The sequence below is a fragment of the Bacteroides sp. Ga6A2 genome (assembly GCF_000702225.1).
GTDB lineage: Bacteria > Bacteroidota > Bacteroidia > Bacteroidales > Bacteroidaceae > Ga6A1.
In genome coordinates this window covers 1-20,352 of record NZ_JNKX01000037.1, presented here as the reverse complement: position 1 = coordinate 20,352, position 20,352 = coordinate 1, and the positions used below count along the sequence as shown (strand labels likewise).

The window sequence follows — 20,352 nt, the reverse complement described above, 5'->3', positions numbered from 1 at the left end:
AATGTAAAAAATGAGAAAAACAGTACTAACTTTGAGCATAGCCTGCATGGCGCAGATTGCGTCGGCTCAGGCTATTTCGACAGAGCTTATAAACAAGGCTCGCACTCAGAAACTATCGGCTTCGGAGAAAGCCATCCGCAACGCGATGGGAAGCACCGAGATTAAGAAACTGGCGGTGAATCAGGACAACGCAGCCGAGATGGATACCTATTTTAGTGATGAGGTTTCAGTAAAAGGTATAACCGACCAGAAGAGCAGCGGACGATGCTGGCTCTTTACTGGCATGAACGTGCTCCGTTCTAAGGTCATTGCCGACAATAAACTCGATGATTTCCGCTTTTCGCAGGTTTACCTCTTCTTTTGGGATCAGTTCGAGAAGTCGAACCTTTTCCTTCAGGGAGTTATAGATACTCGCCAGAAGCCGATGACCGACAAGATGGTAGATTGGCTGTTCAGCAATCCGCTGAGCGACGGCGGAACATTCACAGGCGTTGCCGACCTTACTACAAAATACGGCGTTGTTCCGCAGAGCGTGATGCCCGAGACTTACATCGCCAACCACACATCGGCATTCAGCCGTCAGCTCAAGAGCAAGCTGCGCGAGTTTGGTATGGAACTGAGAAGCGACAGCAAGGCAAAGGCCGACAAGCTTATAAAGCGCAAGGAAGAGATGCTTCTGCAAGTTTACAAGATGCTCGTAATGGCATACGGCGAGCCTCCTGTTGAGTTCGACTTTGCCTTTAAGGACAAGAACGGCAAGCTGATGGGCGAGAAGAAGCACTATACTCCGCAGTCATTCTATAAAGAGGTGATTGGCGACGATCTCAACAGCAACTATATTATGCTGATGAATGACCCGTCGCACGAGTATTGGAAGACTTACGAGATTGACTACGACCGCCACACATACGACGGACACAACTGGCTCTATCTCAATCTGCCAATCGAGGAGATTAAGAAGGCTGCCATTGCATCTATAAAGGACGGTAAGGCGATGTACTTCTCATGCGACGTTGGCAAGTTCCTCGACAGCGAGCGCGGTCTGCTCGACCTTAACAACTACGACTACGGCTCTTTGTTCGGCACAACCTTCGGCATGGACAAGGAGAAGAGAGTGAAGAGCCACGACAGCGGTTCGAGCCACGCCATGACTCTTGTTGCCGTTGACCTCGACGAGAAAGGCAATTCAAAGAAGTGGAAGGTTGAGAACAGTTGGGGCGCATCGTCTGGTCACAAAGGCTATCTGATTATGACCGACGAGTGGTTTAACGAATATATGTTCCGCTTGGTTATAAACAAGAAGTATGCTACAGAAAAGATGATTGAGTTGTCTAAGACAAAGCCAATCCTTCTGCCTGCATGGGACCCTATGTTTGCTGGAGAAGAGTAAAAAATCTTTTCTGACTTAATAAAAAACTCGCAACCGCTGATTTTGTGCGGCTGCGAGTTCTATTTTTTTGGAGGGGAAATCTATATTGAATCAACCTTGACGCGAATTTTTGGGGGACTTTTTAATCTCTTGTCCCTTGCTTGTCCTTTACTATCGGCTTGCTTCTCCGTATCTACTCCATTCTACCTCGTATCTTTTGGCTTGTTTCCTCGTACCTTGAACGTACCTTCACCGAACCTATAACGTACCTTGCCCGTAGCTACTCCGTTCCTACTCCGTAGCTACTTCGTACCTTGCCTCTATGTTGAATCTTTCTTGCCACGGTTTTTCAATTTTCAATTTTCAACTAAAGAAATCTCAACTCTAAATTTCTTTCTCAAGAGCCTTGATATATTTCATGCACAGAAGAAGAGGGATGATGCCGAAGACTCCGAAAGAGCAGTCGATAAGTCGCCAGTAGAACGGAATCTGCCTTATCGGGCCGCAGATGAAGGCGAGCGGAAGAATTGATACGCAGGCAATCATTCCCCATTGGATAACCCATTTGTTGCGTACTGGGTCGCGATATGGACCGATGAAGAGCAACGCAATTACCAGATGTGCAAATGCCAGCCAGTCGCAGCCGTAAGCCAATTGCGGTGCTTTCTGATTTGTTTCTGTTACGTTCTCCTTGATATAATGAAGGAATTTGAAAATTTCGGGATAGTCTTTTACTGATTCTGAATTTATGCCTGTTACCGAAAAGAACGTGTTCAGTTCTGTTTCTATGGGAAATGCCGTGATGCCCGACAAGGCAAGGGCAATCATGAAAAAGACAATGATTCCGCGAATCTTTTTTAGGATTTTTCTTTCGTCTTGTTGTGTCATAATCATTTTACTTTTATTTTACCGGTTCGAGATGCAGCATTATGTGCGTGTTTGCTCCAAACTCGCGTCGCAGAGCCGCCTCTATGCCCGATGCGTGGTTGTGCGCCTCCTCGAGCGTGATTTTTCCGGGCAGGCGCAGGTGCATCTCTATGGCTATGCGGTTGCCGATGCGGCGTGTGCGCAGGTTGTGAATGTCCGAAACCATTGAGTCTTGGTTGGCAATCTGCATTATGCGTTTTTCGGTGCTTTTGGGCAGACTTTCTTCGAGAAGTTCGCCTGCCGACTGGCGGATAAGTTTGATGGCTGTAAGTGCAATAAATACGCTAACGACGAGGGCTGCCACGGCATCGAGCACCGCCCATTGGCTGCCCAGAAGAACCGCTCCGCCAATGCCTATGGCTGTTCCTACCGACGAGAGAGCATCGCTGCGGTGATGCCATGCGTTTGCTTCGAGCGCCTTAGAATCGACCTCGCGAGCCACTTTTCGGGTGGCAATGTAAATCCATTCTTTCAGAACTATGCTCGTAACGGCGGCGGCAAAGGCTATGATGCCGGGCGAGGACAGAGGCTTTCCGTTGCAGAAGTCGACAATCTTCAGACATCCGTCGCAGCCGAGTTTCACACCCACGACAAGAAGCGTTATGCCGATTATTGATGTGGCTATGGTTTCGTATTTACCGTGACCGTAGCAATGGTCGTCGTCGGCAGGCTTGTTGCTAAGATGTACGAAAAGAATGACGATTATGTCGGTGATAAAGTCGCTCAGCGAGTGTATGGCATCGGCAATCATAGCCGCCGAGTTGCCAATGATTCCGGCGGCGAATTTCAACACGATAAGCACAGCGTTTACAAGGCTTCCGACCAGCGTTATGTTGTAAATTCTTTTGTCTCTGTTCATTACAGTTATATCGTTTTGTTGCGGTTCGCAAACTTACTCAAAAAAAATGTAAAAGGTAAAGCAAAAGTAAAAAAGCTGTAAAAAAATAGTAAAAAAATAAATAAAGGTCGATTGCACAGAGGTGCGTACATTTGCACTGTGAACGATAAAATTCATTAACCTTTAAAAAAATAAGAATCATGGAAGTAAAGAAATTATCTGTGGTAGATTTGGAAGACAAGAAACTGACCAACTACCTTTTAGGATTAGTAATTGTGATTGCCGCATTCTATGCAACGCTTGAGTTCGGAAATCGCGAAGTGGTTGAACGCGTTTATGACAACTTTGCTGAAATTTTCGACGACGATGCCGATATTGTCAGTACTACGATGGAGCAGCCGTTGCCGCCTCCGCCGCCAGCCGTAACAAAATCAATATCCGATGAGTTGATATTGGTTGACGATGACTCTCATGAAGAGAACGACAACATGATTTCGTCTGAAGACCTTGGAGCGGCGGTTGTTGCGCCAGCCCCGAAGGTGGTTGAGCCTTCGAAGATAACGGAGGAGGTGATAGAAGACAATGAAATCTTTAAGATTGTTGAAAAAATGCCCGAATTTCCCGGCGGAATGGCGGCCTGTCTGAAGTTTCTGGCTAACAACATCAAGTATCCCGCTATTGCTCAGGAGAGTAATATTCAGGGCAAGGTGATTATTCAGTTTGTGGTAAACAAAGACGGCTCGATAGTAGACCCCGTTGTTGTCCGAAGCGTTGACCCTCATCTCGACAAAGAGGCACTCCGCGTAATATCTATGATGCCAAAATGGACTCCGGGAATGCAGCGAGGCAAACCGGTAAGAGTAAAATACACAGTACCTGTAACTTTCCGCCTGCAATAACTGCTTTTCTTTGAAAGAAAGCATCCGCTCTTTTTTATGGGGCGGATGCTTCAGGCTGTTATTTGTCAATGCTCACAAGTTCGTATTTTCTGCTGCCGAGACCAATTTTCTCAGCCCATTCTATAGTGTGAGTGCCGTGCAGTTTTGCAATGCGGTCGAGCAGCGGCTGAGGGTTGTTGTGCTCGTCCTTGTGAATGCCCTCAACAATCTCGTAGCACGCTTGGTCTAGCGCAACGGGGTCTAGCGAGGCAAGGATTCCATAGTCGGCAATGAGCGGCGGAGCCGGATTTCCGTTGCAGTCGCAGTCAATGCTCATTTTGTACATAACGCTTATGTAGATGATTTTCTGTCCGTTGTCGAAGAAGTTGTGAACGCCTTGTGCCGCCGCAGCCATCGATTCCAAAAAGCCGTCTTGATTCTGAACGTGGCTCCACATAATGCCAACATCGTCGGTATATCCGGCGGTGTGGATATATGCCTTGCCCGACGATGATGCCACGCCAATCGATGCGTTCTTCAGCACTCCGCCCAGACCGCCCATCTGATGGCCTTTGAAGTGGGCGAGATTTATCATGAAATCGTAGTTCTTCAGATGGCTGCCAACAATGTTGTATTTGATGTGCGTTGTGTCCTGAACGGCAATCTTCATGCAGCCTTCCTCGTCCATTATATCTACCTTTGCAACCTTTGTAAAACCATGTTGCTTGATTGTTTTCCAATGCTTGTCGGTTGTGTTTCGCGTTCCGCCGTAGGCCGTGTTGCACTCAACAATTGTGCCGTTAACCTCGTCGAGCAGCGGCTTTATGAATTGTGGTCGGAGATATCCGGTCTTTTCCGACTCGCCGGTACTGATTTTCACAGCCACCCTGCCTTCAGCCTTTCTGCCAACGGCTTGGTAGATTCTGACGAGCGATTCGGGCGAGAGGTCGCGCGTAACGTACACTTTGCTCTGCGCCCATGTTGCTGATGCAACGAGCATCGAGCCGATGATGATAGAAAAAATTCTTTTCATAGTTGTTTTTTGAAAACAGAAAATCCCTTATCTGCCAACTTTTTTCTGATTCTTCTGCCAGCAGAATAAGGGATGTGATTTATTTTGTGATTATGTTTGTGATGTCCTCAACAATCTGTTCGTCGAGCAGACGGTTGTCTGCCAAAAGTTTCTGAGCATCGAAGCGGTCGTACAAATCCTTCTTTATTCCGCCCACCATCACCTTCATGTCCGAAGTGCCGTAGTAAGCCGCTATTCTCTCACCAAATCCGCCGTCCTTGCAGCCGTCTTCGAGAGTTACGACAAGTTTGTGGTTGGCTTTCAGGGCGTCGAGCGTCTTGGCATCGATGCCCGACAGATAGCGCGGATTGATAAGTGTTGCGTCAATGCCCTTGTCTGCCAGAAGTCTGACTACGTTTTCGCCTTTCTGATAGAACGAGCCGGCTGCAATAATCGCCACCTCCGAGCCTTTCTTCGTAACTTTGTATTCAGGAACGAACGAAAAATCTGCTGGCTGAGGCTCGCTTGTGTGGTTCACGCCGTTGGTTGGCACTCTCAGTGCAACAGGCATCTTGTCTTGCTTTATTGCCCACCTAAGCATGGCGAAATATTCCTCGCAGGTAGTTGGGGTTAGGTAGAGCAAGTTTGGAATGCTTGTAAGCATAGGGATATCGAACAGACAGATGTGCGTGATGTCGTTCATTGAGTTTACGCCACCGCCAACAACGTTTATCACGGCTGGGTTTGAGTTGATGCATAGGTCTTGCGCAATCTGGTCGTATGTTCGCTGAATGAAGGTTGAATAGACCGTCCAAACCGGATGAAGTCCGCCCTTTGCCATTCCGCTAATCATCGCTACGGCCTGTTCCTCGGCAATGCCCATGTCGATGTGCTGTTTGCCTGCCTTCAGTCTCTTTTCCGGGCCGAATCCTGCGGCGGCTGGAGTTCCGGCGGTTACGGCAATCAGAGTCTTGTCGTTCTGCATCTCGCCGAGCATCCAGTTAGAGAAAAGTTCTTCGTAACTTTCTCTGTCTGAAGAAAACAGACTTTCGCCCGTCTCGATGTTGAACGGCATTCCCCAGTGCCACTGCTCCTTGTGCTCAACGGCAGGTGCAAAGCCTCGGCCTTTCTCGGTGTGAATGTGGACGACTGTCGGAACTTTCGTTCCCTTCACGCTCTTGAAAACCTCGATGAGTTTTTCAACATCGTTTCCTTCTTCAAGATATTTGTAGTCGAATCCCCACGCCTTGAACCAGTTGTGCTCGCACTGTCCGTTGCTCTGGCGCAGCGCGCTAAGATTCTTGTAAATGCCGCCGTGATTCTCGGCAATGCTCATTTCGTTGTCGTTTACCACGATGATGATGCCCGTGCCAAGTTCGGATGCTGTGTCGAGACCTTCGAAAGCCTCGCCGCCGCTTAGTGAGCCGTCGCCGATGATGGCTATGATGTTCTCGTCTGTTCCGTTGATGTCGCGCGCCTTCTGCAAACCTGTGGCAAGCGATACTGAGGTTGAAGTGTGTCCAACCTCAAAATTGTCGTAAACAGGGCTTTCGGCTGGCGATGAGTATCCGCTGATGGCGTTCATGTCGTCAACATCGCCAAGAAATCCGCTGGCGCGCCCAGTCAGAACCTTGTGCGGATAACTCTGGTGGCTCACGTCGAACACAAACTTGTCCTTCGGAGCGTCGAAAACGTAGTGCAGAGCCACCGTTGCCTCTACAAATCCGAGGTTCGGTCCAATGTGTCCGCCGTGCTTGCTCACGCGGTTGAGTATTGCTTGTCGTGTCTCGTCTGCTACCTGATTCAATTCGCTGATGCTCAGATTCTTCAAATCGGCAGGCGACTTTATTTTCTCGATAATCATATTTAATGTTTTTTGTGTGTTTCTAACTAACTTTCTTGAATTCGCTCGGAGTCATTCCTGTGTATCTTTTAAAGAAACGGACGAAGTGCTGCGGATATTCAAATCCCAGTCGGGCACTTATCTGCGTAACCGTCATGAGGTCGCTGCTAAGATATTCCTTCGCAGCCGAAAGGATTCTGCTGCTGATGAAATCCTTGGCGGTGCGTCCGGTCTCTGTCTTTACCAACTCGCCGAAATATCCGGTAGACAAATTGCATTTGTCGGCAAAGTAAGCCACCGTCGGAAGTCCTTTCTTTTCAGCAGATGTCTGGATGTATTCTTTCAGGAGTTGTTCGAATTTCTGCACCACCGAGTGGTTAATCTCCTCGCGCGTGATGAACTGGCGGTCGTAGAATCGCAGGCAGTAGTTTAGCAGAAGTTCGATATTGCTTACAATAAGTTCGCGCGTATGCTTGTCGATGGCATGATTTAGTTCCTGCTGAATCATGCCGAGCACTCCGCGGAATATCTCGACTTCGGCGGCAGACAGATGCAGGGCCTCGCTGCTTGTGTACGAGAAGAACTCGTAGCGCGAGATGTGCTTTCCGAGGTTGGTGCGTGCCAGAAAATCGGGGTGGAAAATCAGTCCTGTCCACTTTGGAACGATGTTGCTGTTCTGCTCAACGTGAATAACTTGTCCCGGCTCGAACGAGGTGACTGTCATCTCGTCGAAGTCGTACTTTGTGCGGCCGTAAGACAACTTGCAGCCTTTGTTCTCTTTCAAGAATATCATGTACAATCCGCATCGCATCGTCATTTCTTCCTGAACGTACGGTTTGTCCATTCGCACAACGCTCACCAGCGGATGCAGGGTTTCGAATCCGTAGTAATCGTTGTATTTCTGTACCGAGTCGAAATAAACTTCTTTCATTGTGCGATGATTTTTAATGGGTTTATGTCATCTGCTCAAAGACTCGGGCACTGGCTTTTTTACAGCCAAAAGTGTGCAGAAGAGCATGAGCGTAGAATGTTTCTTTTTCTTCTGCAAAAGTAATGTTATATCAGTAAAACGACTATACCCGTATTTCGGTAAAAGTTACCAAATTTACGGAACGGATTAAAGTTCGGTTCGTGTGGTAACCGTTCCGTCAAGTTCCTGAATGCGAGTAAGATCAAAGCAGATGCTTTTCTCGCTGTAATATTGGCTCGTTTCCTTCAGTTTGAAGATTACCTCGGGCGATTTGCCTTTGGTGTTTATGCTGTGCGATGTCGGAGTGTCGAGTTCGAGATGCAATTTCATGAAATCCTTGGCGTCGCTTATCGATGTTGTCTGGAACGGCTTGTCCTTAGAGCCTTCGCCCGTTACGGCAATGGTGCTGAGTATGCGTTTCAGTACAACTCTGTAATGCTTTTTGTCTATGTTTGCATACGAACTGACGTCTTTCTTCTCTTTTTCCATCTTCTGAATGGTGCTGACGATGGCATCTATTGCCGTGAGATTCAGTGGATTGGTTTCCAGAACCTTCTGCGCCATTGTTATGGTCTTGTCGTTTTCGCCTCGGTCGCGTGCAAGCATCATGTCGTTGAAAACTGCCGTCTCCTGACTTTTGCTGATGTACGACTGCCCGCAGTATGCAAGAACCTTTTGTTGCAGCGTCATTGTGTTGTCGAGTTCCTTGGCGGTAAGTTTCTTCACCAGACTCTTTATGCTGTCTGGCTTCTGTCTGGCTATCGCCTCGACCTCCTTCCAGTTTACCGAAACGATGTCGATTTGTGCGTTTGCGTTTATGCTGACGAATACGGATACAATCATTGCGATGATTATGCTTTTTTTCATATTCGTATTTTGTTAGATTGGTTTTGATGATATAGATTAAACGAAAAATAAAATGCTTCTATGGTGCTTTGTGCAAGTGCGTTACCTGAAAAACATAAAGTAAACTACCAATATTGCTTGCAGGACGATTATTGCCGGAATGCCGTATTTAAACTGATTGTGCAGCGTTTTATGATGCCAGATTTTCATTCCCAGCCATGCTCCGATGCTTCCGCCTGCCAAGGCAAGCAAGATGAGCGTTGCCTCGGAAACGCGGCTCCATTGCTGTTTTGCCTTCAGTTTGTCTATTCCGTATATAATGAACGTTAGTATGTTAAATGCTAACAAAGCGTAAAGTACGTATCGCATATTTACCTGTTTTTTTTATGATATTACTGCGCAAAGATAATGATTTGCGTAAACTAAACGAATTTCGGAGGCTGTTTTTTTCATTTTTTCCTCGCCATTCCGTTCTTTTTTCGTGTTTTACATTTTCATCCACATCGCCCGTTCTTTTGGACTTAGTCTTTCGATGGCGTATCTCAGCGTTGTACGAGGCATTGTGTCGATGTGCTGGCGCAGAAAATCGCGCAGAATGTCGGTTCCGCATCGCTTGCCCATCTCTCTGAGCATCCATCCAACGGCTTTGTGGATAAGGTCGTGCCTGTGGTGCAGAAGCATCTCGGCATATCTTATGCAGAAAAACGGATTGCCCGTTGCCGATGTCCACATGGTGCTGACCATCGCAATGCGCTGCTGCCACAGATGATTGCTGTTTGCTAAATTGTCGAGCGTGCCGATTTTGTAGCCGTCGTCGCCAAGATTCGATTTCAGCGTGAGCCACTGACCGATGATTTTCGGTGCAGTGAGGTCGACTAAATCCCAGTTGTTGATGAAGTCGGTGTGAGCAAGATACATCTGCACAATCTCGTCGCGTGTGGCTGTGGCTTCGTCGGTGTCGGCAACTTTTTTCTTGCAGGCAGCTTCAAAGCGGTCTACAAGAATCAGCAAGCCGCAGAGACGCACCTCGTGCCACTTGTTTTTCAGCAGAGTGGGCACTTCGCTCATCGGCAGACTCTTACATTCTTTCACAACCTTTCTTGTCTGCGGAGTCTTGATTCCCAGAAACTCGTCGCCCTCGCCATATTCGCCCTTCGCCGTTCTGAAAAATCGCATCAGAACGGTGCGCTGGTCGCTGTCGAGCATCGACTCCATGGTTTCTATCACGTCTTCGGCTTTCATTTTAGTCAGATATTTTGAATGGCGGCAAGATAGTTTTTCATGTTTCCTGCCTTCATAATCTTTTTGTGCGCTTTCTTGCCCAGTTCAGGCTCCATGTATTCCCAGAAAGTGCGGATTTTGTTCAGGCATTGAGCCTCGCCCGGAATTATCCTCTCGTAGTGAGCCAGAAGTGCCGAATGCATCTTCTTTATTGTGGCGATTCGTGCCGATGGCGTCATCTCCTCGCCGTTGCGATATTCGAGGGCGAGGGTAGGGCGGGCAAGCAGTCCGCGCCCAATCATTATGCCTTTCAGATTCGGGAATGACTGGTTTATCCGATTGATGTCATCGGTGGTGCAGATGTCGCCGTTGTAGACGAGCGGATGCTCGCACAGGCTTGCAAAATCGGCAAAACTCTGCAAATCAACTTCGCCCTTGTATTGCTGCGATGCAATGCGAGGGTGAAGTGTGATGTGCGAAAGATGAGCCTTGTTCAGCAGCGGAAGGACTTCTTTCCACTCGTCCTTGCCGTCGAGCCCAAGGCGCATCTTTACTGAAAATTCGATATTATCGTACTCCTCTGCCACCGCCATTATTTCGGCTATCTTCTGCGGATTGGGCAGAAGTCCTGCACCGCGTCCGTGCCTTGTCTGCAACGGAAAAGGGCAGCCCATGTTTATGTCGGCGCGCCTGTATCCATTCTCGGCAATTGCGCTGAGAGTGAGCCGCATCTCCTGCGCCGACGATGCTATGACCTGCGGAACGACGTTCACGCCATCGTTAAACTCTGCACGGATGTCGCGCAAATCTTTCGGACGGATTTTTCCGTTCTCGACTCTTATAAAAGGCGTGTAGTAGGCATCAACGCCGCCAACAATCGAGTTGTGGATTCGGCGGTAGGCATCTTCGGTAAAGCCTTGCAGCGGAGCAAAATAAATCTTCATCTCTGTTTATTTTGAAACAATGGCATCGGCAAGAGCTTCGAGCTGTGCCACGTTCTCTTCTTTCATGCTGCTGCGAAGGCTTACGACAGGCTCAACGATTTCTACATCCTTCAATCCTTCGAGCATTCCGCGCATAACCTTGGCAGCCTGCGGAGCCCATGTGCCGTTCTCGATGAGTCCGACCTTGCGGCGCTGGAAGCCCTTGATTGTCAGTTTGTGAAGGAAGTTGTGCATTGGAGGGAATATTCCGCCGTCGTAGGTTGCGCATGCAAGCACGAGCGCGCCCATGCGGAAGGCATCTTCGATGGCCTCTGCCATGTCATCGCGCGAGAGGTCGGTAACTGCAACCTTGGCTGCGCCCTTGGCTTTCAGCATCTCGGAAATCTTGTTTGCAGCAACGGCTGTGTTTCCGTGTATTGATGCGTATGCAACAAGCACTCCGCCCGGAGTCTCAACATCGTATGCGCTCCATATTGAGTAAAGTCTGAGAGCCTCGGCAAGTTTCTCGCCTTCGAGAACCGGACCGTGAAGCGGGCTGATTCGGCTGATTTTAAGGTTGGCGGCCTTCTTCAGAAGGGCAGCAACATTGTTGCCGTACTTTCCGCAGATGTTAAAGTAGTAGCGGCGTGCCTCGCAGGCCCAGTCGTCAGGGTCGGCATCGTAAACGCCGAACTTTCCGAATCCGTCGGCAGAGAAGAGTGTCTGCTCGCTCTCGAGATACGTAACGATTACCTCTGGCCAGTGAACCATCGGTGCGGTGAAGAATTTCAGCACGGTGTCTGCTCCGAGGTCGATGGTGTCGCCCTCTTTCACAATCTGTATTTCAGCCTTCAGATTATCGTTAAACTGAAGCATGAATTTCTGTGCCTGAACGCTGCATACAATGGTTGCCGAAGGATATTTCTGCAAGAATGCTGCAACCGAGCCGCTGTGGTCTGGCTCCATGTGCTGTACAACCAGATAGTCGGGCGTGCGTCCATTGAGGGCGGCAGCAAGTTTGTCGAGCCACTCGTTGGTCTTGCGCTTGTCAACCGAGTCCATCACGGCAATTTTTTCGCCTTCAACAAGATAACTGTTATAGCACATGCCTTCGGGAACGGCATACTGACTTTCGAACAGGTCGAGGTCTTTGTCGTCAACCCCGATATAAGTTATTTTACTCATTGTTTCTTAGGTTTAATATGGTTAATCAAATTTTTTATCTTGGCAAAATTAGTGTATTTTTTCAATAACTCGCCGTTCAGAAAAAGAAAAAAAAGACCTAATGCACATTTCGCTCAACAAAATGTCCATTAGGTCTCGGATTTTAAATCTTGAACACGTGCTCGTGCTCGTGATTGCCGCAAGAGTGATGGTCGCACATCTCGGCTGAGTCAGTCAGACTGCCGTTGAGATAGCTTTGCGCCACGTCCTCAACCTTTCCGCTGCATCCGCGAATAACGCTGATGTTGTGTTCCGACAGTTTGTTGAATGCACCTTGTCCCATGTTGCCGGCAAGCATCACGCTTACGCCCATCTCCTGAAGAGTGCCTGCAATGTTCGACTTGCATCCGCAGCCCTGCGGAGAGTCGAGACGTTCGCTCTTCTGAATCTTGTTCTCGTCGTTAATCTGAAAGATTGTGTAATAGGCACAGTGTCCGAAGTGGTCGTCTACCATGCCGTCGCGAGTTGGAATTGCAATCTGTTTCATAACTGTTTTTTTTGTTTATATGGCAGCGATGGCTGCCTTTACGATGTAAATTGTCATTATTACCGAAAGAACGACTTTTATTCCGGTTGTTACGATGAACGAAAGGAATGATAACAGCCCTACTTTCAGAGATTTGCCGATGTTGCTCCCGGCAATCAGTTCGCCGATGATTGCACCGATGAGCGGACCGACAATCATTCCCCACGGCATGAAGAAAAGTCCGACAATCAGTCCGGCAGTTGAGCCGTATGTTGCCAGTTTGCTTCCGCCGCCGGCATGGGTGAACCACACGGGCGCAACATAGTCGAACGCTACGACCAGAATCGTCAGAGCCAGCATAACTATCAGCGTTGTCGTACCGATGCTTCCGTCCGCTCCGAAGTAGACCAGAAGCAGTGCTGCAAAGTTTATCGGCGGTCCCGGAAGGGCAGGCAGCACCGAGCCGATGATGCCCACAACCGACAAAACGATGGCTATGATGAAGATGATTGTCTGCATATCATTCTGTTTCTTCGTTTTTGCCGAAGTAGGCCTTCAGCCTTTTCCAGCCGTCCACGCCGAGAATCGTGAGTCCGCCGTACTGGAAAGTTTTTGCCAGCCCGAAGAATACGAACCACAGCACGCCCTTCATCTCGGTGCTGATAGACAGAGCCATCTGCGCGAACGAAATAATGTAGAACGGAATGCAGAGCGCAAGGATAATCACTCCCGTCTTGAACGACAATCCTTGCAAAAGTTGTTTAATCTTCATCTTTTTGCTTCTTTGGTTTGTATTCGTCCTTGCGTTTAGGATTCATCGGGAACCAACCTTTGCGAACGCGCTCTTTCTGTTCGAAAAGTTCAAGAATGCTCCACAGAAAAGAACATCCTATAACGCCCAGAATAGTGCTTGCCGCAGAATTCTCGATAAATAGCGAACCGGTGATGAATGCCAGTCCGAGGAGCAGAAATACCCACCACGGGCGTGTTCCGAAGTGGTATTCGCCCTTGATGACGATAGGGTGGAACACTCCGATGATGAGGAATGTTGCCACGGCCGTAATCAGTCCAATGTAATTCATTTTGTATGTTATGTTTTATTTTGTGTTTATAATGTCTTCAAGAAATTCTGCCGCATCAGCCACGCAGTCGGGACATTCTCTCAGCACCTGCTTTGTCTCAACTCCCTTCAGAAGCTTGCACTGAATAGCCTTATTGCGCTCTTCGAAGCGCGTCATAATCTCGCGCATTCCCTTCACGGCCTTGGCTTTGTCCTTGGTGATGAGGCTCAGGGCGATGCCAGCTCCGACAATCGCTCCGCAAGTGCCCTCCATGTTGCCCATTCCTGCGGCAAAGGCGGTTGTCATGTTGCGCGATGTTTCTTCGTCAATGCCTGTGAGGTCGCAGTATGAGCACAGAACGGCCTGTGCGCAGTTGTGCGAGCCGCATCTTTTCTTCTCGGCAGCATCGAATTTTCTTGTTTCCATATTATTTTTCTTTGTTTTTAAGTTTGCAAATCATTTGAGTCATGTTGCCCATAGGGCAGAATACGCACCAAGTGCGTGGACGATAGATGATGGTGAGCGCAATTCCGACGATGAGCGACGTGAGCATTATTCCGTAAAGTCCGAAAGCAAACTGAGCCTTCCACTGTTCAATCTCTACCGGATATGCCCAGTGCCACGGAACGTTCATCGTCCATAGCAGATGGATTGTCTGCGAGAGCGAGCGTGCTCCGTGCGCCACCTGAACGGTGATGTATATCATCTGTACGAAGAAGAACATGAAAAATGCTAGAAAACCGTTTCTGAACCATTTCGACGACAGCCATCTCGGAGCTACTTTCTTCCTCGACCATCCGAGCGAGTTGCCTATTTGCAGAAAGAGTTGTCCGCGTCCGCAATAGTTGTTGCAATATCCCTTCGTACCTCCAAAAATCGCCATGGCAAGCGGAATGGCAAAACATATCAGCCCGAGCCACGCAAATACGATGTTGAGGAATCCGAGCGTGAAATATGTTGCCGAGACTATCCACAGATAGTCGTTCCATTTTTTCTTTTTCTTCATTTTTTAGTCTGTCGAGTTTTTCCTTTTTTTAATAAAACCGATGCTTTATTTTTCTGCCGTTCTTGCAACTTTGTGCATTACGCCAGCCGGACAAGCCTTTTCGCAGAGTCCGCAGCCAATGCATTTCTCCTCATCTACAACGGCATAGCATCCTTTGTAAACCGAGATGGCATCGCGCGGACACGCTTTTACGCATACTCCGCACGCCACGCATCGGTCTTTCTCGTTGCACGCTATAAATTTGCCCATCGTCTCATCTGTTCAAAAACTGTCCTACAATCTGCTTCAGTTGAGATTTCGGCATTGCTCCGCTCTGTCGCCATAACGCTTCGCCATTTCTAAATAACATCAGAGTTGGAACCGACTGAATGTGGTGCTGTGCAGCCGTGTCGCCGTACTTGTCTACATCAACTTTAATGATTCTGATGCTATCGCCGAGTTCTTCCTTTAGTTGTTCTAAAACCGGGTGCATCATTTTGCAAGGCTGACACCATGTTGCATAAAAATCGACCAAAGTAAGCTGGTCACTCTGAATAACGTTGTTGAAAGTTTCCATTTCTTTTAAAGTGTTTGTGATTTATAAAATAACGAACAATATCGTTCTATTCGCTGCAATCGTTTTTTTTGCAAAGTTCCATGCTGAAAAAGTCGTTGAACAACTCGCGGGCATATTCCCAGTTTTCGCGGTTTATCCAATACTTGACCTTCGGAGGCTCAATCTCGCCCTGAATAAGTCCGGCATCCTTCAGCTCCTTCAGATGCTGGCTTACAGTGGCTTTTGCTATCGGCAGTTCCTCGTAGATGTCGCCAAAATAACATTCGTTTCTTTTAGCCAGAAACTGCATTATTCCAATTCGTGCCGGATGTCCCAGAGCCTTTGCAAGTCGTGCGAGTGTCTCTGCCTTTATGCAATATTTGTTCTTCGCCATTGTTATTGGTTTTGATTTCTGTTTGCAAAAATACGAACAATATTTCGGACAGCAAAACTTTTCGCTGAAAATGTTTGTTTTTTTACGAACAATGACTTGCAGTAGCAGAATTCACATTATATTATGCCTCTTGTCCAAATAAATATTGTTGAATTCTTTGTAATTGTATCAATATATGCATCTCGAACCTACCTACTTGGTATCTTCTTGCTACCATCTTGCTATTCCGAACCTATCCCGAACCTATCCCGTATTCTGAAAGTTACTTTTTACCGATTTTTCTGTAAGTCTTGTCTTCTGTGAATTGTTAATAAATGTTAAAAGTTTGGTATGTGCGTTTGTTATATTAAAAAAAAGAATTGTAATTTTGCAAACGCTTTCTTATTCGTAAGTATCAACGAAGATGCCGAAGATTATAGGAAAGTTGAAGATTGTGTTATTAGATAATAGAAAGTATTACAGTAAGAAAATCCCATTTAAACATCGCGGAACTACAATGTTACGTTGCTTTGCATTAGGCATGGCGACGCTTCGTTGTATGGGTATGTCTGCACAGTCGCAGGCATTGACGAATGGTATGAATGCTCTTTTCCGTACGGCAGACGAGCATAATACAAGTATAAACAGTTATCGCACGGCATTGCAGAAGGCTGATGCTGATGTGTTGTCGGCAAAGGCGCAGAGGTTGCCCGATGTAAACGCATCGCTCTCGTTCTCGTATATTGGCGACGGACAGTTGTGGAACAGAAAATTCGGCGAATACACCAAGGCTGATATGCCGCATTTCGGAAATAACTTCTCGCTCGAAGCGCAGCAGATTGTGTATAGCGGCGGAGCCCTTTCGGGTGGCATTCGCATGGCTGAAAAGGGCAGGGACATGACGCTGATTGACGGAGAAGAAAACCGTCGGGGTGTTCACTTGCTGCTTGCCGGATTGTTTTTGCAGCGTCACAGTCTTGCCAACCAACTTGATGTGGTAGACCGAAACATCGCGCTTGTAGATACTTTGATTATGCGCACTCGAAACCGACACGATGCTGGCGTTGTGCTGAAAAACGACATCACCCGATATGAGCTGATGAGAGAGCAGATGATTCTTCGGAAAACAGTATTGGACGACCAGATGAATATTGTTGAGAAGCAGATGAAGACTGCGTTAAATAACGGTGATGACATCGGCTCGATACTTCCTGCCGAGGCTTTCGAAATCAGTTCTCTGCAATGCGAAGATTATTGGCAGACTCTTGCAACTGCCGAGAACAGCAGTCTGAAAAAGGCCTACACCGCCGCTGATATGAGCCGTATTCAGCAGAAAATAACACGTTCGGCATTGATGCCAAAAATCGCTCTTGTGGCAGAGAATCATCTTAATGGTCCAATCCTAATTGAGGTTCCGCCAATTGATAAGAATTTTAACTATTGGTTTGTTGGCATCGGCGTCAAATACGATATTTCATCGCTTTACAAAGGCAAGAAGAAGGTGCGCTCAGCAGATGTTGCCGCAAAATTTGCCGAGGAACAGACGCAAGTGGCTAAAGAAGGTATTGGCGATGCCGTTCATGCAGCCTATGTTGCTTTGCTGACCGTTCAGGCCGAACTTCGCACACGCGAGAAGAGCATGGAACTGGCCCGTCAGAACTACGACGTGATAGCAAACCGCTATAACGAGGGCTTGGCTCTTGTAACCGACATGACCGATGCTGCAAACGTTCGTCTCGATGCCGAACTTCAGTACGAAAATGCAAGGATAAGCGTTGTAAGCGCGTTGTACCGCTTAAAGTACATAGCAGGAGATATTTAAAATATACGAGTTTTATGGAAAATACTAAATTTGTAAGAATAGCATATAATTTTATTATCGGTGCGCTCATTGTTGTTGGAGTGTGCCTTGTTGTTAAGAATTTTGTTCATTTTGGCAATGTCGAGTTTACAGATAATGCTCATATAGAACAGCACATAACGCCAGTAAATTCGCGCGTTCCGGGATACATCAAGGAAATTCGTTTCGAAGAATATCAGCATGTAAGTAAAGGCGATACGCTTGTAATAATCGAAGATGCTGAGTTCCGCCTTGCTCTTGCCCAAGCAAAGGCGAATCTTGCCAACGCAATGGCTGGAAGTTCGGCAACAACAGCAGGAATATCAACAACATCGGCAAACATAAGTGCCACATCGGCAGGCATCGAAGAAATTCGTGTGCAGATGGAAAATGCTAAGCGCGAAGATGACAGATATGCCGCTCTGCTCGATAAAGATGCCGTAACCCGTCAGCAATACGATGGTGTGCATACAGCATATCTGGCGGCAAAGGCTCGCTACGAGTCTGTAAAGCATCAGAAAGAGTCGTTGGCATCGGTCAAGAACGAGCAGGGGCATCGTCTGTCTCAGTCGCAGGCTGGCATCGATGCGGCAAGGGCTGCCGTACATTTGGCCGAACTTAATCTGTCATACACGGTTATTATCGCAACTGCCGATGGCGTTATTGGTCATAAAGATATTCACGAGGGACAACTTGTCCAGCCGGGGCAGACAATGTGCAATATTGTTGACGGAACGGATATGTGGGTGGTTGCAAACTACCGCGAAACTCAGATGCCTAACATTGCCGTAGGCTCAAAGGTAAGAATGAGGGTCGATGCCGTTCCTGATGTTGAGTTCGAGGGCGAGGTGGAGCGCATAAGTGACGCCACAGGTTCGGCATATTCTATGATTCCGCAGGATAATGCAACGGGAAATTTCGTGAAGGTTGAGCAGCGCGTTCCCGTTCGCATCAGGTTTGCAAAGGATGATTGCCGCGACAAACTTCGCGCCGGCATGAATGTAGAATGTGAGGTGCTGTACTGATGGAAGAGAAGATTCCGCCTTTTGCAATGCCAATGTACCACGACTGGGTTCCAAAGCCTATTCGTCCGTGGATTTATGTAGTGCTTGCATTCTGCTTTCAGTTCAGCGGAGGCATTTACTTGGGGGCGATGAACAATATGATTGGAGAGAATACGTGGTATCGCGAGGATGTTACGATGCTGATGTATTGCAATCTTGCCGGAATGGCAATCTGGTTCCCAGTCCTGTTTCGTACCAAGTTTCGGTTCACAAATAAGTTTCTGCTTATGACGTCGGCAACCGTTATTCTCGTCGGAAATCTGCTGACGATGCTTCGCTTGCCGCTTCCGTTGATGGGATTGGTGTGTATTGTCTGCGGAATGGCGAAAATTCAAGGCACGTTCGAGTGTATGTCGAACATTCAGTTGTGGATGACTCCGAAGCGTGATTTTGCCGTGTTCTTTCCGTTGCTTCACATCATTCTGCTCACAGCCATCGAAGGAGCAGGCTGGCTTTCCGCTGCATTTGCTTTCTACGGACATTGGAGACTTATGCATTGGCTTGTCATTGCGCTGATGTTTGTCGTGCTAATCATTCAGGCTCTGCTAACGCGACCATTCTGTCCAATGCCACCCGACCGCCGTGTGCCGTTTAGGGGAATTGATTGGTTTGGAGCTTTTTTGTGGCTGTCGTTCTGGCTCGAAGTGGCATGGCTTCTGAATTATGGCGATTGGCTCGACTGGTTTCATTCTTCGCGTATATGCGCTATGTCTGGCATGGCTTGCCTTACTCTTGCTGTGAATATGATGCGCATGAAAAGTCATCCGTCGCCATTCATTTCGCCAAAGATTGTTCGTTACAGATACTTCCGGCCAATAATATTCTTCGTGGCTTTGTTCGAGTGTATAATGTCGGTCGAGCATGTGCTGGAAACGATTTATTACGAGGAAGTTATGCACTATAGCGATTTGACTTGCGAAACGCTCAACCAATGGTCGCTCATAGGAGTTTATGCAGGCTGCCTGTTCTCCCTCGGATGGCTAAAACTCATGCGGTGGAGTCAGTATCGGCTCATCGGCATAGGTATGACTTTCATCTGTCTGTATTGCCTTGGATTTTATCTTCTTGTAAGTCCTGAAGTTGGATATTATCAGTTGGTTCCGCCGCTTATTTGCCGTGGCTTTGGATATGCCGTTTTGTGCATCGCTCTGATGTGGTGTCTGCACGAAGTTATGTCGTTCGAGCATTTCTTTCAGGCATTGTGTATATTTAATTTTCTTCACATGTTTGGCGGAGGCTCTATTGGCGGAGCAATACTTGCAAAGGGCATAGGTTATTATGTTGCCGATGGCTTTGCACGCTACAACGGATATATAAATCTGGTAGATTTTTCACAGTCTCCGTTCGATTTGGGCTTGTATATGAAAGGCATGGTCGAGTTGCTTCTTGCCCAAACCGTAAAGATTCTCTACGGATGGACAATATGGGTATGTTTGATGTTCATTGCCATATTCGTGTTGTGGGACCGTCCGCTTGTCAGACATCGAATCAAGAAAATGCCGGCATGGTCTGTTGTTGGAGCAAGAACGCTTAGCGGCTTCAATAAACTTCAGAAGAAACTAAGACTGCAATAGTGTTGTAAAAAGAAAGAGGGTGTGTCAAAATAGGCACATCCTCTTATTTGTGTTCGCCCAGCATGGGCATACTCTAACGGGTGCAAGTCCCCAAGCCGCCCTGATAACGGGAAGGCTACAGCCAAAGACAAGGGTGTCCGTGGCGACGCGGAATCTGAAGGAAGTCTGAGTCAAACATCTGCTCTGATGCACAAGAACATGATATAAGGCCGGTGCAAGTGTGGTGAGTCTGCACAAGAAGACAAAGCCCAATAGTTATCCGGAACTTGCAAAGGTAAATCATGCAGAGATAAGATGGAAAGAGTATGTTCTTAACTGGGGAGGTCTCACGGACGCGGCAACCCGACAAGTCATATGAAACTCGGAGCCGCGGAGTAACGCT

25 protein-coding genes are annotated in these 20,352 nt (G+C 47.6%); 5 read left to right on the top strand and 20 right to left on the bottom strand.

All coding sequences use genetic code 11. The annotated features are described in order from the left end of the window. Positions 1-10 precede the first annotated feature (10 nt). The gene (locus T538_RS0110290) at positions 11-1,390 is read left to right on the top strand and encodes a C1 family peptidase (protein ID WP_031533698.1); all 1,380 of its coding nucleotides are present in this window, start codon (positions 11-13) and stop codon (positions 1,388-1,390) included. Positions 1,391-1,753: 363 nt separating this feature from the next. Here the strand turns inward: T538_RS0110290 and T538_RS0110285 are convergent, their stop codons facing one another. Together T538_RS0110285 and T538_RS0110280 are read right to left on the bottom strand one after the other, a co-directional pair. Continuing rightward, positions 1,754-2,257 (bottom strand): hypothetical protein, encoded by a 504-nt coding sequence (locus T538_RS0110285; RefSeq protein WP_031533697.1) that lies wholly within the window; start codon positions 2,255-2,257, stop codon positions 1,754-1,756. Between the two features lie 13 nt (positions 2,258-2,270). Next, positions 2,271-3,155: a cation diffusion facilitator family transporter gene (locus T538_RS0110280; protein WP_031533696.1), complete on the bottom strand. Its 885-nt coding sequence runs from the start codon at positions 3,153-3,155 to the stop codon at positions 2,271-2,273. Positions 3,156-3,334: 179 nt separating this feature from the next. Here T538_RS0110280 and T538_RS0110275 point away from each other — a divergent pair, with 179 nt between their 5' ends. After that, positions 3,335-4,033, top strand: a complete 699-nt coding sequence (locus tag T538_RS0110275) for an energy transducer TonB (protein ID WP_031533695.1) — start codon at positions 3,335-3,337, stop codon at positions 4,031-4,033. Between the two features lie 58 nt (positions 4,034-4,091). Here T538_RS0110275 and T538_RS0110270 read toward each other — a convergent pair whose 3' ends face one another. The 17 genes from T538_RS0110270 to T538_RS0110190 form a co-directional block, all read right to left on the bottom strand. Beyond that, positions 4,092-5,045, bottom strand: coding sequence for a DUF362 domain-containing protein (locus T538_RS0110270; protein WP_031533694.1), 954 nt, complete (start codon positions 5,043-5,045; stop codon positions 4,092-4,094). Positions 5,046-5,124: 79 nt separating this feature from the next. Continuing rightward, positions 5,125-6,888, bottom strand: coding sequence for a 1-deoxy-D-xylulose-5-phosphate synthase (locus T538_RS0110265; RefSeq protein ID WP_031533693.1), 1,764 nt, complete (start codon positions 6,886-6,888; stop codon positions 5,125-5,127). 22 nt (positions 6,889-6,910) lie between these two features. Then, positions 6,911-7,798 carry a helix-turn-helix domain-containing protein gene (locus tag T538_RS0110260; RefSeq protein ID WP_031533692.1) on the bottom strand — a complete coding sequence of 296 codons (888 nt, stop codon included), beginning with the start codon at positions 7,796-7,798 and terminating at the stop codon, positions 6,911-6,913. A 186-nt stretch (positions 7,799-7,984) separates the two neighbouring features. Further along, the gene (locus tag T538_RS0110255; RefSeq protein WP_031533691.1) at positions 7,985-8,704 is read right to left on the bottom strand and encodes a DUF4919 domain-containing protein; all 720 of its coding nucleotides are present in this window, start codon (positions 8,702-8,704) and stop codon (positions 7,985-7,987) included. A gap of 81 nt (positions 8,705-8,785) precedes the next feature. Further along, on the bottom strand, positions 8,786-9,052 hold the full coding sequence (locus tag T538_RS0110250; protein WP_031533690.1) for a DUF1294 domain-containing protein: 267 nt from the start codon (positions 9,050-9,052) through the stop codon (positions 8,786-8,788). A 117-nt stretch (positions 9,053-9,169) separates the two neighbouring features. Further along, positions 9,170-9,925 (bottom strand): DNA alkylation repair protein, encoded by a 756-nt coding sequence (locus T538_RS0110245; RefSeq protein ID WP_031533689.1) that lies wholly within the window; start codon positions 9,923-9,925, stop codon positions 9,170-9,172. Between the two features lie 5 nt (positions 9,926-9,930). Next, complete coding sequence (locus T538_RS0110240; protein WP_031533688.1) at positions 9,931-10,848, bottom strand: tRNA-dihydrouridine synthase family protein; 918 nt, start codon at positions 10,846-10,848, stop codon at positions 9,931-9,933. 6 nt (positions 10,849-10,854) lie between these two features. After that, positions 10,855-12,012, bottom strand: a complete 1,158-nt coding sequence (locus T538_RS0110235; RefSeq protein WP_031533687.1) for an FprA family A-type flavoprotein — start codon at positions 12,010-12,012, stop codon at positions 10,855-10,857. 142 nt (positions 12,013-12,154) lie between these two features. Continuing rightward, entirely contained in the window at positions 12,155-12,538 is a 384-nt protein-coding gene (locus tag T538_RS0110230) for a NifB/NifX family molybdenum-iron cluster-binding protein (RefSeq protein WP_031533686.1), read from the bottom strand. A gap of 15 nt (positions 12,539-12,553) precedes the next feature. After that, positions 12,554-13,036 (bottom strand): DUF456 domain-containing protein, encoded by a 483-nt coding sequence (locus tag T538_RS0110225; RefSeq protein ID WP_031533685.1) that lies wholly within the window; start codon positions 13,034-13,036, stop codon positions 12,554-12,556. A gap of 1 nt (position 13,037) precedes the next feature. After that, on the bottom strand, positions 13,038-13,289 hold the full coding sequence (locus tag T538_RS0110220) for a hypothetical protein (RefSeq protein ID WP_031533684.1): 252 nt from the start codon (positions 13,287-13,289) through the stop codon (positions 13,038-13,040). After that, on the bottom strand, positions 13,279-13,599 hold the full coding sequence (locus T538_RS0110215; protein ID WP_031533683.1) for a DUF4491 family protein: 321 nt from the start codon (positions 13,597-13,599) through the stop codon (positions 13,279-13,281). Before T538_RS0110215 ends, T538_RS0110220 begins: the two co-directional genes overlap by 11 nt. 15 nt (positions 13,600-13,614) lie before the next feature. Continuing rightward, positions 13,615-14,004, bottom strand: a complete 390-nt coding sequence (locus T538_RS0110210) for a C-GCAxxG-C-C family protein (protein ID WP_031533682.1) — start codon at positions 14,002-14,004, stop codon at positions 13,615-13,617. A gap of 1 nt (position 14,005) precedes the next feature. Next, positions 14,006-14,584, bottom strand: a complete 579-nt coding sequence (locus T538_RS0110205) for a 4Fe-4S binding protein (protein WP_031533681.1) — start codon at positions 14,582-14,584, stop codon at positions 14,006-14,008. Positions 14,585-14,629: 45 nt separating this feature from the next. Continuing rightward, positions 14,630-14,833, bottom strand: a complete 204-nt coding sequence (locus T538_RS0110200; RefSeq protein ID WP_031533680.1) for a 4Fe-4S binding protein — start codon at positions 14,831-14,833, stop codon at positions 14,630-14,632. 4 nt (positions 14,834-14,837) lie between these two features. Continuing rightward, the gene (gene trxA, locus T538_RS0110195; protein ID WP_031533679.1) at positions 14,838-15,140 is read right to left on the bottom strand and encodes a thioredoxin; all 303 of its coding nucleotides are present in this window, start codon (positions 15,138-15,140) and stop codon (positions 14,838-14,840) included. Between the two features lie 46 nt (positions 15,141-15,186). Continuing rightward, positions 15,187-15,513, bottom strand: a complete 327-nt coding sequence (locus T538_RS0110190) for an ArsR/SmtB family transcription factor (RefSeq protein WP_031533678.1) — start codon at positions 15,511-15,513, stop codon at positions 15,187-15,189. 403 nt (positions 15,514-15,916) lie between these two features. On the opposite strand from T538_RS0110190, the gene T538_RS0110185 reads away from it, so the two are divergent. From T538_RS0110185 to T538_RS0110175, 3 genes are read left to right on the top strand one after another with little or no spacing between them, the layout of a single operon-like run. Then, positions 15,917-17,314 carry a TolC family protein gene (locus T538_RS0110185; protein WP_081834949.1) on the top strand — a complete coding sequence of 466 codons (1,398 nt, stop codon included), beginning with the start codon at positions 15,917-15,919 and terminating at the stop codon, positions 17,312-17,314. 14 nt (positions 17,315-17,328) lie between these two features. Then, positions 17,329-18,357 (top strand): HlyD family secretion protein, encoded by a 1,029-nt coding sequence (locus T538_RS0110180; protein ID WP_031533676.1) that lies wholly within the window; start codon positions 17,329-17,331, stop codon positions 18,355-18,357. Then, positions 18,357-19,970 (top strand): hypothetical protein, encoded by a 1,614-nt coding sequence (locus T538_RS0110175; protein WP_034538996.1) that lies wholly within the window; start codon positions 18,357-18,359, stop codon positions 19,968-19,970. Before T538_RS0110180 ends, T538_RS0110175 begins: the two co-directional genes overlap by 1 nt. 115 nt (positions 19,971-20,085) lie before the next feature. Here T538_RS0110175 and T538_RS18945 read toward each other — a convergent pair. After that, positions 20,086-20,352 (bottom strand): hypothetical protein (locus T538_RS18945; protein WP_231497097.1); only part of this gene is annotated, 267 nt, incomplete at its 5' end.

Coding starts and splice junctions, on each gene's coding strand:
- T538_RS0110290 (WP_031533698.1), top strand. CDS start 11: ATGAGAAAAACAGTACTAACTTTGAGCATAGCCTGCATGGCGCAGATT.
- T538_RS0110285 (WP_031533697.1), bottom strand. CDS start 2,257: ATGACACAACAAGACGAAAGAAAAATCCTAAAAAAGATTCGCGGAATC.
- T538_RS0110280 (WP_031533696.1), bottom strand. CDS start 3,155: ATGAACAGAGACAAAAGAATTTACAACATAACGCTGGTCGGAAGCCTT.
- T538_RS0110275 (WP_031533695.1), top strand. CDS start 3,335: ATGGAAGTAAAGAAATTATCTGTGGTAGATTTGGAAGACAAGAAACTG.
- T538_RS0110270 (WP_031533694.1), bottom strand. CDS start 5,045: ATGAAAAGAATTTTTTCTATCATCATCGGCTCGATGCTCGTTGCATCA.
- T538_RS0110265 (WP_031533693.1), bottom strand. CDS start 6,888: ATGATTATCGAGAAAATAAAGTCGCCTGCCGATTTGAAGAATCTGAGC.
- T538_RS0110260 (WP_031533692.1), bottom strand. CDS start 7,798: ATGAAAGAAGTTTATTTCGACTCGGTACAGAAATACAACGATTACTAC.
- T538_RS0110255 (WP_031533691.1), bottom strand. CDS start 8,704: ATGAAAAAAAGCATAATCATCGCAATGATTGTATCCGTATTCGTCAGC.
- T538_RS0110250 (WP_031533690.1), bottom strand. CDS start 9,052: ATGCGATACGTACTTTACGCTTTGTTAGCATTTAACATACTAACGTTC.
- T538_RS0110245 (WP_031533689.1), bottom strand. CDS start 9,925: ATGAAAGCCGAAGACGTGATAGAAACCATGGAGTCGATGCTCGACAGC.
- T538_RS0110240 (WP_031533688.1), bottom strand. CDS start 10,848: ATGAAGATTTATTTTGCTCCGCTGCAAGGCTTTACCGAAGATGCCTAC.
- T538_RS0110235 (WP_031533687.1), bottom strand. CDS start 12,012: ATGAGTAAAATAACTTATATCGGGGTTGACGACAAAGACCTCGACCTG.
- T538_RS0110230 (WP_031533686.1), bottom strand. CDS start 12,538: ATGAAACAGATTGCAATTCCAACTCGCGACGGCATGGTAGACGACCAC.
- T538_RS0110225 (WP_031533685.1), bottom strand. CDS start 13,036: ATGCAGACAATCATCTTCATCATAGCCATCGTTTTGTCGGTTGTGGGC.
- T538_RS0110220 (WP_031533684.1), bottom strand. CDS start 13,289: ATGAAGATTAAACAACTTTTGCAAGGATTGTCGTTCAAGACGGGAGTG.
- T538_RS0110215 (WP_031533683.1), bottom strand. CDS start 13,599: ATGAATTACATTGGACTGATTACGGCCGTGGCAACATTCCTCATCATC.
- T538_RS0110210 (WP_031533682.1), bottom strand. CDS start 14,004: ATGGAAACAAGAAAATTCGATGCTGCCGAGAAGAAAAGATGCGGCTCG.
- T538_RS0110205 (WP_031533681.1), bottom strand. CDS start 14,584: ATGAAGAAAAAGAAAAAATGGAACGACTATCTGTGGATAGTCTCGGCA.
- T538_RS0110200 (WP_031533680.1), bottom strand. CDS start 14,833: ATGGGCAAATTTATAGCGTGCAACGAGAAAGACCGATGCGTGGCGTGC.
- trxA (WP_031533679.1), bottom strand. CDS start 15,140: ATGGAAACTTTCAACAACGTTATTCAGAGTGACCAGCTTACTTTGGTC.
- T538_RS0110190 (WP_031533678.1), bottom strand. CDS start 15,513: ATGGCGAAGAACAAATATTGCATAAAGGCAGAGACACTCGCACGACTT.
- T538_RS0110185 (WP_081834949.1), top strand. CDS start 15,917: ATGCCGAAGATTATAGGAAAGTTGAAGATTGTGTTATTAGATAATAGA.
- T538_RS0110180 (WP_031533676.1), top strand. CDS start 17,329: ATGGAAAATACTAAATTTGTAAGAATAGCATATAATTTTATTATCGGT.
- T538_RS0110175 (WP_034538996.1), top strand. CDS start 18,357: ATGGAAGAGAAGATTCCGCCTTTTGCAATGCCAATGTACCACGACTGG.